Genomic DNA, 12,616 nt, shown 5'->3' with positions numbered 1-12,616 from the left:
AATTCCACCATTGCAAAAAATACTGCTAAATATTACTTAGAAGCAATAATTTGGCGTGCCGTGCCTGTTTTTCGGCAGCCGTCCCCCGTGAACCGGAGCAAGAATGAATACAATGAAATGCGCGGCTGCCGCCGTGCTGTGTGCCAGCCTGTCGCCCCTCATGGTGACGGCATCCCCCGTCGAACCACCGTTTCTCGATGTGCTCGTCCATCTGTACGCCAGTTGCGTCCAACCCGCCTATCACCAGGCCGAGCTGCGGGTACAGGACGGGACGGGGCGCTACCAGATCGACGTCAAGGGCGAGGCCTACACGGTCGAACTGCAGGAACGCATGGGCTTTTCGCTGCAGGCGGGCATTGACGGTCCCGTGGCAGCCGTCGTCAAGCTGGACCGGCCGCCAACGGGGCAGTTCGGGGAGCAGGCGCGCTGGCGCGAACGCTGGCTGCGCGATGTGGCCGAGCGCAGCGGCGTGGCGCTGGAAGAGCGGGCGCTGGCTGGTGGCGCGCGCCTGCTGATCGTGAACAAGGGCGAGATCAAGGGCAATTATGTGGGCCAGTCCCTGCTGATCGATCCGGCGCGGCTGTTGTTCATCGATGTGGCGTGGCCGAACACGCTGGGGATCTATCGTGGCCCCGACGGCTTGCGGCATGTGCGGCAGGTGCAGGACGACGTCTGGCAGCGCCTGCTGTCTTGCCCGCCGGCTGCGTGACGCTGGCGGCCGCCGCATACCCCTACTGCGCGCACGCGCATAGACAAATAATAATGATTCTCATTTATAATTCGAATCCATGGGGGTGCGATGGGCTGGCGCCATGGCGCCACGGTCGGTGAAGGAGGGCATGATGGGCAGTGTGTATGGCAACGAAGACATGATCGCGCACGAGCATCGCGTGCTGATGGGGGAATATGGCCGCGCGCAGGCGCGCTGCAGTGCGCAACTGGCTGCGCAGGCGGCCCGCATCGCGCAGCTGGAGTCGGAATTGATGCGCGCGCGGGCGCAGGTCGTGATCCGCGATACCCGGCTGGCGCTGGCGCGCGATGAACTGGCCGAACTGGCGGCCAGCGTGCCGGGTTTGCCGACGCGTGCCCGGCTGGCCCGCCGGGTCGAGTGGCTCGGTGAACGGGTGCAGGACCTGATGCGCGAATTGCTGCGCCTGCAGTGGCTGCCCACGCCTTCCGTCGTACCCGTGCCCGCCTTGCAGGCCGATGTGCGCGAAAAAGCCGTGCTATATGTGAGCAACTATTCAAGCCTGGAGCTTGGCCAGGACGCGGGTGGCGCCAACGTGGCGCAGCAAGCCATCGAGCAGGCCGGCGGGCGCTTCCTGCACCATGCCGGCGGCGACGATGGCGCCGACGATGCGGCGGCGCTGGAAGCGGGCCTGGTGGCTGCCGACCTGGTGATTTGCCAGACGGGCTGCGTCAGCCACGACGCCTACTGGCGCGTGCACGACCACTGCAAGCGCACGGGCAAGCAGTGCGTGCTGGTGGACCAGCCGCAAGCCATGCATTTCGTGCGCAAGGAAGCGCTGGCCGCTTCTTAACGCCCGCTTAATCCGCATCGGGCAGAATGGCCGTCCATTCGACGTTATAAAGAGCGCCCATGCTGTCCCTGCAAATCGGCCCCCTGGCCCTGCCTACGGGCCTGGTCCTGCTGATCGTTTCCCTGTGCGTCGCCTACGGCGCGGCGTGGGCGGTACGGCGCTATCGCCAACTGCCGGCCGCCGGCCCCCTCGTTTCCGACATGCTGATCGCCGGCCTGCTGGCGGCGCGGCTGGCATTCGTCTTGCGCTGGCACGAACAGTATTTCAGCTCCCCCTTGGCGGCGCCCTGGTCCATCCTCAACATCCGCGATGGCGGCTTCATGGCGCCGGCCGGCATCGCCGCTGGCGTGGCCATCGCCGCGTGGCGCTGCCGGCGTCCCGCCATGGCGGCCATGCGCCGGCCTCTCGCCATCAGCGTGGCGTCGGGCGCGCTGGTCTGGGGCGTGCTGAGCGCAGGGATCTCGCTGGCCTACGACAAGCCGGCGGCCTTGCCGGCCGTGGCGCTGCAGGCGCTCGATGGCGCGCCGGTGACCCTGGCGGCGCTGGCCGGCGGCAAGCCGCTGGTGGTCAATCTGTGGGCCAGCTGGTGCCCGCCGTGCCGGCGCGAGATGCCCGTGCTGGCCGCCGCGCAGCAGGCGCGCGCCGATATCATCTTCGTGTATGCGAACCAGCGCGAGAATGCGGCTGCGGCCAGCGCTTTCCTGGACAGGAGCGGCGTGACCCTGCGCAATGTGCTGCTCGACAGCGAGGCGGCGCTGGGCAAGGCGGCCGGTTCATCGGCCCTGCCCACCACCCTGTTCTATGACGCGCAGGGGCGCCTGGTCGATACGCACCTGGGCGAATTGTCCGACGCTTCGCTGGCCAGCAAGCTGCGCAAGATCGCGCCGGCGCCATAGCGCCTGTTCCAGCCTGAATGAGCCGCCCATCCGCGAGGATGCGCGGCTTTTTTAACGCCTTGCCGCATGCGGCGCGCTTTCTGATAGTATACCCCCCTATAGTATTTATCGGAGTAGAACCATGGGACACACGGCGCACAACAAGACCAAGCTGCTAAACAGGATCAAACGCATCAAGGGACAGGTGGAAGGCCTGGAGCGGGGCCTGGAAGAGGGGCGCGACTGCGGCGAAGTGCTGCAGCTGATCGCGGCCGTGCGCGGCGCCGTGAATGGCCTGATGGCCGAAGTCATCGAAGAACACCTGCGCGAGCACGTGGCCAGTCCCGATATCTCCGGCGACGAGCGGGCCAGGGGCGCCGACGACATCGCGGGCATCTTGCGCACCTACCTCAAATAAGGAGCACGTCATGCAAACGCCATCCATCAAGGAAGACCTGTCCGCCTGGCAGCATGAACACGTGTTTGGCGCAGCCAGCGACAAGGCGGAACGCCGCGCGCGCATCGTCATGTGGATCACCCTGGCCACCATGGTGCTGGAAATCGTCGCCGGCTGGTGGTACAACTCCATGGCCCTGCTGGCCGACGGCTGGCATATGAGTTCGCACGCGCTGGCCATCGGCCTGGCCGCGTTTGCGTATGCGGCCGCGCGCCGCTATGCGCGCGACCCGCGCTTTGCCTTCGGCACGTGGAAGATCGAAGTGCTGGCCGGCTACACGAGCGCCATCCTGCTGCTGGGCGTGGCCGTGCTGATGGTGGCCGCTTCCGTCGAGCGCCTGTTCTCGCCGCAACCCATACACTATCCGCAGGCGATGGCGGTGGCGGCTTTCGGCCTGGCTGTCAACCTCGTGTGCGCGCTGATCCTCGGCGGGCACCACGACCATGGCCACGACCACGAGCATCATGATCATCATGACCATCACGGTCACCATGAGCACCATGGCCACGGCGAAGACTTGAACATGAAGGCCGCGTACGTCCACGTGCTGGCCGACGCCGCCACGTCCGTGCTGGCCATCCTTGCGCTGGCCGGCGCGTGGGCTTACGGCTGGCGCTGGCTCGATCCCGTGATGGGCATCGCGGGCGCCGTGCTGGTGGCCCTGTGGGCGAAAAGGCTGATGCAGGAGACGGGCAAGGTCTTGCTGGACCGCGAGATGGACCATCCCGTGGTGGATGAAATCCGCGAAGCCGTGGAAGTGGAAAGCGCAGGCGACACGCCGCGCGTCGTCGACCTGCACGTGTGGCGGGTCGGCAAGCAGCTGTATTCATGCGCCCTGTCCGTCGTCAGCCGCGACGCCAGCCTGACGGCGGCCGAACTGCGCGCGCGCATCGGCATCCACGAAGAAATTGTCCACAGCACCATCGAGATTATTCGCCGCCATTGATAATGATGGCGAAAAAAGCAAGCTGATGCGGGGCGTAGGCAGTATAATGTCGGCTTTTACAGCACGCGCTGTTCACCAGACAGAGAAGAAAATGAGCACATTACCACCATGCCCGCAATGCCAATCCGAATTCACGTATGAAGACGGCAGCCAGTTGATCTGCCCTGAATGCGCGCATGAATGGTCGGCCACTGCTGCAGAAGCGGCGGAAGAGGGCGCCAAGGTGTACCGTGATTCGGCCGGCAATATCCTGCAGGACGGCGACACGGTCAGCGTCATCAAGGACTTGAAATTGAAGGGCGGCGGCGGTGTCGTCAAGATGGGCACCAAGGTCAAGAACATCCGCCTGGTCGACAGCGACCACGATATCGACTGCAAGATCGACGGCTTCGGTTCCATGAGCCTGAAAACCGAGTTCGTGAAAAAGGTCTAAGCCTTTTCCTTGCCATTCGCGGCGCGCCTCGCATTCCTGCCGGCGCGCCGTTTTTTATTCAGAATCCATGCAAATCGATCATCTCCGCCAGCGCCTGCGCGCCCTGGGCGCCAAGCCCCTGCACGAACAGCGCGTGCTGCGCGACTGGATACAGGCGCAGCCGCACGACCAGGGCCGGCGCCGTGCCGAGGATTTTTTGCCGCTGCCCGTGCGCGAGGCCTTGCCCGCGCTCGACCTGGAATTGCAGGGCATGCTGAAATTGCTCAGCACGCACCCGGGCGCCGACGGTTCCGCGCGCCTGCTGGTGGGGCTGCACGATGGCCAGACGGTGGAAAGCGTGCTGCTGCCGCGCGATGGCTTGTGCGTGTCCAGCCAGGTCGGTTGCGCCGTCGGCTGCCAGTTCTGCATGACGGGCCGCGACGGCTTGATCCGGCAAGTGACCAGTGGAGAAATTGTCGCCCAAGTGGTACTGGCGCGCACCTTGCGCCCCGTGAAAAAAGTCGTCTTCATGGGCATGGGCGAACCGGCGCATAACCTGAACAACGTGATGGAAGCGATCGAGCTGCTGGGCACCGAGGGCAATATCGGCCACAAGAACCTCGTGTTTTCCACCGTGGGCGACCCGCGCGCCTTCGAGCGCTTGCCGCAAGGTCGCGTCAAGCCGGCGCTGGCCCTGTCCCTGCACACGACGAAGCGAGAGCTGCGCGAACAGCTGCTGCCGCGCGCGCCCAGGCTCACCCCGCAGGAACTGGTGGACTTCGGCGAATCGTATGCGCGCCTGACTGGCTACCCGGTGCAGTACCAGTGGACCCTGATGGAAGGCGTCAACGATGGCGAGGACGAGATGGATGGCATCGTCGCGCTCTTGCAGGGGAAATATGCGGTGCTGAACATGATCCCGTATAACACCATAGCCGACTTGCCGTTCAAGCGCCCCAGCTGGGAAAAGGCCCGCGCGATCGCCGCCGCCTTGCACGCGCGCGGCGTGCTGACCAAATTGCGCGATTCGGCCGGGCAGGACGTGGAAGGCGGCTGCGGACAGTTGCGGGCGCGCGAAGCGAAGGGCAGGGTCATCCCCATCCGCGCCGGCGTCTAGACACCACCCAGCAAGTCGTTTTCATTCAATATCGCAAAGGCGATTTCAGGATGCGCGGCCAGGCAGCGGCGCACGGCGGCCGGAATGGCGGCGCGTGTCTTGCGGCACAGGCCTGGCTGCTCCAGCAGGCGGATCTGGAAACCGCGCACGGTGCGCACTTCGCCGCTGCCCGGTGTAATCTGCAATTCCACGCCCAGGTTGTCGCGCAAGCGCTGCTGCAGCTTCCGCAACTGCGCATGGGTGGTGATGCCCTCGATATGCGCGAGCAGGCGCTTTTCTTCCGTCAGGTTCAGGCGCAGGATGGCAAGGTCCGCCTGCGGATCGTCGAGCAGGCGTTCGCGTTCGCAGTCGCACAACTGCGGCGGACACTCCTTGCGGATTTCAAAGTCGACGATGCGCATACGCGGCTTCCAATGGCGATCCCGGATAAATCAAGTATCGTCCGCCACCTGGCGCCTGTCAATCAGCGCGGGCTGACGATCAGGCGCCAGCGGATCGGCCCCTGCTCGCTGTTGTGCTGGTGGTGGTTTTGCGGCGGCATGACGTGGCCTTCCGTCGAGACGATTTCGTGCGCGCAGCCGTCGCAGCGGTAGATGCCCGAATACGGCACGGCGTCGCCCGGTGACGTCAGTTCATCGAAACGCGGGTGCATGGAGCGGGCCACGTAGCTGGGGTTCTTGTAGTCGGCCATGGATTCCTCGGGAAGTGGGCAGGCCCCATTCTGGCACACAATCGCGCGCGGCCTTGACCGCGTGTCTTGGCGTGCGCGCCGCCCTGTGTTGTAATGTTGATCATCCGGATTGAACACGCCAGGCCATGAGAACCCGCATCAAGATTTGCTGTATCGCTTCCATCGACGAAGCGCAACTGGGCATTGCCGCCGGCGCCGACGCGCTGGGCCTGGTGGCGGCCATGCCGTCCGGCCCTGGCCCGATTCCCGATGCGCGCATCGCGCAAATCGCCGCCTGGACGCCGCCGCCCGTGGCCACGTTCCTGCTGACGTCCGAGACGACGGCGCCAGCCATCGCTGAACACGTGCGCGCCACGCAGCCGTCCACCGTGCAGATCGTCGGCCATATCGACCCCGGCGAAGTGGCGCAGCTGGCGCGCTTGCTGCCGCACGTGCGGCGCGTGCAAGTGATCCACGTGGAGGGCCCCGAGGCTTTGGCGCTGATCCCCGCCTATGCGCCCCACGTGCACGCTTTCCTGCTCGACTCGGGCCGTCCCGGCGCTGCCGTGCCTGAACTGGGTGGCACGGGCCGCACGCATGACTGGAGCATCAGCGCGCGCTTCGTGCGCGCCAGCCCCCGTCCCGTCTTCCTGGCCGGCGGGCTGGACGCCACCAACGTAGCCGACGCGCTGCGCCAGGTACGCCCCTACGGCATCGACCTGTGCTCGCGCGTACGCACGGACGGCAAGCTCGATGTCATGAAGCTGGCCTTGCTGATGGCGGCCGTGCGCGACGCGGATGCGGCGCTGTATGCGGAAGGCTAATCGGCCGGCGGCTTGGCCATCTCGTGCACGAATGCTTCCGTAAATGCGGCCACCATGCCGCTGGCGGCGCGCGGCGAGATCAATCCCACGACGGAATGCGATTCTTCGTCCGGCAAGGGAATAAAACGCACGCCGGGCGGCGCCACCAGGCGCATGCTGTCCGGGACGATGGCGATGCCCATGTTCGCTTCGATCAGGTTCAGCTGTGAAGTCTTGCGCGACAGGGCGCGGGCCGCCTTTGGGAAGAATCCCTGCGCCAGGCACAGGCTCGCCACCAGGTAGCTGAGGCCTCCCCGGTCCTTGTGCGGGATCGAGACGAAGGCCTCGTCGCGCAGGGCGGCGATCGTCGTGCGTTCCAGCGCGGCCAATGGCGACATCGCTGACACGGCCACCACCAGCTTTTCCGCGTACAGTTCGCGCACGACGATGTTGGCATGCTTGCGCAGGGTGGGCAGGCGCACGAGGCCCAGGTCGGCGCGGCCTTCCTCGATGTCCGCCGCCTGGTTTTCCGACGATCCCTTGGAGATATCGAGCGAAACTCCGGGGAACTGCGCCAGCAGGCGGTTCAGTACGGCGCCGATGGCGGGCGTGAGGGTGACGGAACTCGAATGCAGCAGGCGGATGATGCCTTGCGCCCCTTGCCCCACATGGCGGGTCTGGCGCACGGTTTCGTCGATATCTTCGAGGATGCGTTTGGCCCGTTCATAAAAGACCTGTCCCGCAGGCGTCAGTTCGATATGGCGCGCGTCGCGCGTCAGCAGCAGCGCCTGCACCTCGCCCTCCAGCTCCTTGATCTGCCGGCTCAGGGCCGATTGCGCGATATATAATTTTTCCGCCGCGCGCGAGTAGCTGCCCGCATCGACGACTTCGACAAAATAGCGGAACTGTCTGATGGAAATCAATCGTATGCCTTTTCGAGATCGGAGACTGCCTGATTTGATATTAGCCTGGCCCCGGGGTTCGCGTTACAGTGGCCTGGTCTGCTGTCACTGCAAAGGAATGGCCATGCTGGAATTGATCGGGGTGCTGGGACTGCTCGTCAGTATTATCGTAAAACTGATTTTCGTCCAGATCGGCGGGGCGGCCGAGGGCAAGGAAGACTAGTATGCCAGGGTCGCCACATACGGAGCCGCCACGCTCAAAGCCTGCAGGCGGCAAGCTGGCGCGGCCCCGTCCCATTCCGCCAGCGGCAAGCCCGCGCACTTGAGCGCCGCCTCGCGCGCCGTCCACGCTTGCGCCAGGGCCAAGGGGCGTTGAGCATCGGGCAATGAAGCCAGCTCCTGTGTCACCTGCGGCCCCAGGTAATCGCGCGCCAGATTGCACCAGTCGGCAATAGCCTGCACCCGCATCACGTCAAGGCCGACTGGGCCGTGCAGATGGACGGCGGCCAGCGAGATGCCCTCGTCATGGGTCAGTGACAAACCCGCTGGGCGGCCGGCCAGCAGCAGGCGCGGGGCCTGGCCAGGCGTCGACTCCACCAAAATCGCCTCGATGTCCAGCTTCAGCCACTGTGCTAGCGCCTCGCGCACAGCGGCGCGGATGCGCAAGCGGGCCTCTGCGCGCGGCAGCACGGCGGCGATGCCGATCACCAGCACGCCGTCTCTTGAGAAGAGCACCGTACGATTCATCGACTGCGATCAGCTGCGCAGCGGCGCGGCCGGGCAGCCCGCCCAGTTGCTGCCGGCGGGGATGTGCTCGCCCTTCATCACCAGGGTCAAGGGGCCCAGGCGCGCGTTGTCGCCCACCTTGGCGCTGTACAGCACGGAGCTGCGCGGGCCCATGTAGACGCGCTGGCCGATTTCCACGTGGTCGATCTTCATCACGCGGTCTTCGAACAGATGCGTTTGCGGGCAGGTGAGGGCGTTCAATTCGCTGTAGTCGCCGATGTGCACGCAGTCGAATTCCGTGATGTCGGTCGTGTCCATGTAGACGCCGCGGCCGATCTTGCAGCCGAACAGGCGGAAGGCGAGAGGCAGCCACGGCGTGCCGCGCAGGTAGCGCATGAAGTTGGGCACGGCGATGCCTTCGTACAGATTCGTCACGCCTTCGGAAATCCACACGAATGGCGTCCACATGGGCGCCGCGTGCTTGCGGTAGCGTCCCAGCAGCAGCCATTTGAACAGCACCACCACCAGGAAATTGCCGATGCCGTAGGCCAGGCCGGCGATGGCCAGGTCGCCCACCACCTCGCCCCAGCGCCCGGCGCCCGCGATCGGCATCACGTCCAGCACCAGGGTATAGCCGACGGCGATCACCACCGCGTGCGGCGCGACGATGCGGAACGCTTCGATCAGGCTGCGGCCCAGGCGGCGCAACAGCGATGGCTTGAACGTCAGGTGCTCGGCAAAGCCGCTGACCTGTTCCCGCGCGGGCAGGTGCATGGGCGGGGAGCCCAGCCACGTGTCGCCGCTGTGCATCTGCACATTGCGCGGCGCATGCGTGTGCACGCCGATCAGCACGTGTTCGGGCAGCACGGTGCCATCCGGGATATAACTGCCGTTGCCGACGAAGCTGCGGTGCGAGATGACGGTGGGGCGCATGGTCATCCAGCCGCCGTCGATCTGTTCGTCGCCCAGCATGACGGCGTCGGCGATGAAGGTGTCGTCGCCCAGGGTCAGCATGTCGGGCACCACGCCCAGCGCCGTGGAAATCTCGGCGCCCTTGCCGACCTTGGCGCCCAGCAGGCGGTACCAGTACGGCGCGTAGACGGTGGCGTAAATACCGTGCAGCACGTTCAAGCTCGATTCCTGGATATGGCTAACCAGCCACTTGGCGCAATAGATATTGCTGTGCACGGGCGAACTGCCCGGCTTCAGGCGGGGCAGCGCGCCCCAGCGGATGGCGGCCGACAGCAGTGCCGTCAGCACGATCAGCACGGCGCTGGCGGGGAAGGCCAGCAGGAAGTAGCGGGCCAGCTGGGTCGTCACGTCGCGGCCCTGCAGCCACGGCATCATTTCGCGCTCGTCGAACCAGTCGATCAGCACGAAGCTGGGGAAGACGGGCATGAAGAACAGCACGGCGATGAGGACCATGCCAAAGCAGAAGAACAGGGTTTCGCCCGTCAGGCGCAGGCGCGAGACGGCGGGGCGCGGCGGCTGGCTGGCCACGTCAAACGGGCCGATATCGCGCGCGGGCGAGCCAGTCCAGACCCTGCCGGCCGGCACCGCCGCGCCATCGGCCAGCGCCGATTGTCCCTCCAGGTGGCCAAACGCGCCCACGCTGGTATTGCCTTCCAGGATAGCGTAAGAGCTGATGCAGGCATCGTCGCCGATGCGGATCTGGCCCAGCAACAGGCGGCCCCGCTCGACCCTGGCGTTTTCAAAGTTGACGGCATTGCCCACGCTGACGTTGTCGCCGATGGCCAGCAGGTCGGGCGCGCGCAGGGTCATCGAGCCGATGACGACTTCCTTGCCCACCTTGGCGCCCAGCGCGCGCAGCCACCAACTGTTCAGGGACGAGCCGCTGAGCAGGTAGGCGGGCGCCGATTCGACCAGGCGGTCTGCCAGCCACCAGCGGTAGTAGGTGACGCCCCACAGCGGATAGTTGCCCGGCTTCAAGCGCCCGGCGATCAGCCACTTGCCGGCAATCGCAATGGCAAATTCGGCCAGGGTCGCCAGCAGGAACACGCCGATCGAGGCGGCGATGGCGCGCGGCACGGTGTCTCCCGTGTCGCCCGTGAAGAAGTGATAGGTGAAGAACGGCGCCATCCACTGCGCCATGCGCAGGGTGACGAGGCCAGGCACGGCCGCTGCTTGCGCGGCACCGCACAGCCAGCGTTTCCAGGTCGATGGCGGCGTCCAATCCGCTTCCGGCGTGGCCAGCGCGGGCGCTTCACCCAGCACGGCGGCGATCTTGCCGATCTGCCGGTTCTGGTAAATGTCGCGCACCGTCATGTGGGCGTAGGCCGGATCGGCGCGCAGGGCGGATGCGAGGCGCGCAGCCAGGAAGGAATGGCCACCGAGGTCGCTGAAGAAGTCGAGCCGGCGCAAGATCGCCTGGCCGGGAAACAGCTTGGCCAGCGCCGCGAACAGGGCCGCTTCGGCCGGCGTTTCCGGCACGTCCGATTCGCCCGCCTCGCCTGGGAGCGGCGCGGACAATGGCATGGCCTTTAATGCTTTCCGGTCGATCTTGCCGGAAGTGAGGCGCGGCATCAGCGGCAGCAATTCAAAACGGCCAGGCACCATATACGGCGGCAAATGCAGGTTCAGGGCAGCGCGCAGTGTTTTTGCCGCCAGGGCATCCTCGGGCGCCTCGTCGCTGCCGACGATATACGCCACCAGCTGGTCGATGCCGTCGTCCTTGCGCAGCAATACTGCCACCGTGCCCACGCCCGCCTGCTGCGCCAGCACGGCTTCGATTTCGCCCAGCTCCACGCGGAAGCCGCGAATTTTCACCTGGTCGTCGGCGCGGCCCAGGCACAGCACCTGGCCGTCCGCATCGATGCGCGCCAGGTCGCCTGTGCGGTACAGGCGCGCGTCATCGTCGCTGGTCGCCCAGGGATTGGGCAGGAATTTTTCCACCGTCAGGTCGGGCCGGCCCAGGTAACCCTCGGCCAGGCCGGGGCCGATGATGCACAATTCTCCCGTCTCGCCCCTTGGCAGCAGGGCCAGGGGACGGTTTTCTCCCGCTTCGGCCACCTGCAGCACCAGCAAGCCATAGTTGGGCAGCGGCGTGCCGATGGTGACCGGTTCGCCGGGCCGCAGTCGCGCCAGGCTGCACGAGACGGTGGCTTCCGTGGGCCCATAGGTGTTGAACATGGCGCGGCCCGGGCGCGACCAGCGTTCGACCAGCGACTCCGGGCACATCTCGCCGCCCAGATTGATCAAGCGCAGGCTCGGTACTTCTTCGGCGAACAGGGCCAGCAGGGTCGGCACGGCGTGCAGAACGGTGACCTTGTTCTCTGCCAGGGCGCGCGGCAAGGCTTCCGGGTCGCCCGAGATATCCTTGGGGCCCAGCCACAGGGTGGCGCCCACCAGGTAGGCGATCCAGATTTCCTCGAACGACATGTCGAAGGCGACGGAAAAGCCCTGGTAGACGATGTCGTCTTGCGTCACTTCCAGCACGGCGTTTTCGCTGCGCAGGAAGTGGCAGATGCTGCGTTGATTGATCAGGATACCCTTCGGCTTGCCCGTGGAGCCGGACGTGTAGATCACGTACGCCGGGTGTTCGGGCAGCACGGCGCCGCGCGCGGGCAGCGCTTCGCCCGGCGTAGCGGGCGCCAGCAGGCTTTCCGCTGTCCACACGGGGCGCTGGATGCCCGCATCAAGCAGGCGTGGCGCGAATTGCGCGCAGCTGACGACGCCCGCGCCATTGGCGTCATCGAGGCACACTTGCAGGCGCTCGACGGGCGTGTCTTCATCGACGGGCAGCCAGGCGGCACCCGCCTTGGCGATGGCTGCCTGCATCAGCAGCAAATGGGCGCCGCGCGGCAGCCACAGGCCCACGATGTCGCCGGGCTTGACGCCGGCAGCCACCAGGCGCGACGCGGCCAATCCTGCCTGCGCATCGAGTTGCGCATACGTGATGCGGCGCGCGCCATCGATCAGGGCGATTTGCTGCGGGCAGCGGCGGGCCGTCGCTTCCAGCAGGTCGGCCAGCACTTCCTCGCGCAGCAAATCCGGTCGCGGCGGGCCGTACAGGATGTCGGCATGGGTGGAAGGGGTGCCTGGGCTGGCTGCGGTGAAATCGTTCATGGATGACGCTTATCTGTAATGCGGTGTGAGGAATCTGACGGGCTGCGCGTGGTGCGCAGCACAGTTGATACATTACAGCAC

13 protein-coding genes are annotated in these 12,616 nt (G+C 65.9%); 8 read left to right on the top strand and 5 right to left on the bottom strand.

From position 1 onward, the window contains the following. The first annotated feature begins 103 nt into the window (after positions 1-103). The 7 genes from O0879_RS08585 to O0879_RS08555 all read left to right on the top strand — a co-directional run bounded on the left by O0879_RS08585 (position 104) and on the right by O0879_RS08555 (position 5,348). Complete coding sequence (locus tag O0879_RS08585) at positions 104-709, top strand: hypothetical protein (protein ID WP_289915942.1); 606 nt, start codon at positions 104-106, stop codon at positions 707-709. Positions 710-839: 130 nt separating this feature from the next. Continuing rightward, on the top strand, positions 840-1,541 hold the full coding sequence (locus tag O0879_RS08580; RefSeq protein ID WP_289911720.1) for a DUF2325 domain-containing protein: 702 nt from the start codon (positions 840-842) through the stop codon (positions 1,539-1,541). A 59-nt stretch (positions 1,542-1,600) separates the two neighbouring features. Further along, on the top strand, positions 1,601-2,437 hold the full coding sequence (locus tag O0879_RS08575; protein WP_289915941.1) for a TlpA disulfide reductase family protein: 837 nt from the start codon (positions 1,601-1,603) through the stop codon (positions 2,435-2,437). A 121-nt stretch (positions 2,438-2,558) separates the two neighbouring features. Then, positions 2,559-2,834 (top strand): metal/formaldehyde-sensitive transcriptional repressor, encoded by a 276-nt coding sequence (locus O0879_RS08570; protein ID WP_099664637.1) that lies wholly within the window; start codon positions 2,559-2,561, stop codon positions 2,832-2,834. A 10-nt stretch (positions 2,835-2,844) separates the two neighbouring features. Further along, complete coding sequence (dmeF, locus tag O0879_RS08565; RefSeq protein ID WP_289915939.1) at positions 2,845-3,819, top strand: CDF family Co(II)/Ni(II) efflux transporter DmeF; 975 nt, start codon at positions 2,845-2,847, stop codon at positions 3,817-3,819. 91 nt (positions 3,820-3,910) lie between these two features. Continuing rightward, the gene (locus O0879_RS08560) at positions 3,911-4,252 is read left to right on the top strand and encodes a zinc ribbon domain-containing protein YjdM (protein WP_077402365.1); all 342 of its coding nucleotides are present in this window, start codon (positions 3,911-3,913) and stop codon (positions 4,250-4,252) included. Between the two features lie 67 nt (positions 4,253-4,319). Then, complete coding sequence (locus O0879_RS08555) at positions 4,320-5,348, top strand: RNA methyltransferase (protein ID WP_289906691.1); 1,029 nt, start codon at positions 4,320-4,322, stop codon at positions 5,346-5,348. Here O0879_RS08555 and O0879_RS08550 read toward each other — a convergent pair. After that, entirely contained in the window at positions 5,345-5,749 is a 405-nt protein-coding gene (locus O0879_RS08550) for a hypothetical protein (RefSeq protein WP_289915937.1), read from the bottom strand. The genes O0879_RS08555 and O0879_RS08550 overlap by 4 nt on opposite strands. A gap of 62 nt (positions 5,750-5,811) precedes the next feature. Further along, the gene (locus O0879_RS08545) at positions 5,812-6,039 is read right to left on the bottom strand and encodes a protein L (RefSeq protein ID WP_099664633.1); all 228 of its coding nucleotides are present in this window, start codon (positions 6,037-6,039) and stop codon (positions 5,812-5,814) included. 125 nt (positions 6,040-6,164) lie between these two features. Between O0879_RS08545 and O0879_RS08540 the strand changes: the two genes are divergently transcribed. Then, positions 6,165-6,842 carry a phosphoribosylanthranilate isomerase gene (locus O0879_RS08540; RefSeq protein ID WP_289915935.1) on the top strand — a complete coding sequence of 226 codons (678 nt, stop codon included), beginning with the start codon at positions 6,165-6,167 and terminating at the stop codon, positions 6,840-6,842. On the opposite strand, the gene O0879_RS08535 is transcribed toward O0879_RS08540, so the two are convergent. From O0879_RS08535 to O0879_RS08525, 3 genes are all read right to left on the bottom strand, one after another. Further along, a complete protein-coding gene (locus O0879_RS08535; protein ID WP_289915933.1) occupies positions 6,839-7,744 on the bottom strand; it encodes a LysR family transcriptional regulator in 906 nt (301 codons plus the stop codon). The two genes, O0879_RS08540 and O0879_RS08535, sit on opposite strands and share 4 nt — an antisense overlap. 198 nt (positions 7,745-7,942) lie before the next feature. Next, entirely contained in the window at positions 7,943-8,458 is a 516-nt protein-coding gene (locus O0879_RS08530; RefSeq protein ID WP_289915930.1) for a 4'-phosphopantetheinyl transferase superfamily protein, read from the bottom strand. 21 nt (positions 8,459-8,479) lie between these two features. Beyond that, a complete protein-coding gene (locus tag O0879_RS08525; RefSeq protein WP_289915928.1) occupies positions 8,480-12,535 on the bottom strand; it encodes a Pls/PosA family non-ribosomal peptide synthetase in 4,056 nt (1,351 codons plus the stop codon). Positions 12,536-12,616: the final 81 nt, after the last annotated feature.

This window comes from Janthinobacterium sp. SUN120, assembly GCF_030397735.1.
Taxonomy (GTDB): domain Bacteria; phylum Pseudomonadota; class Gammaproteobacteria; order Burkholderiales; family Burkholderiaceae_D; genus Janthinobacterium; species Janthinobacterium kumbetense.
This window is presented reverse-complemented; position numbering and strand designations above follow the sequence as displayed.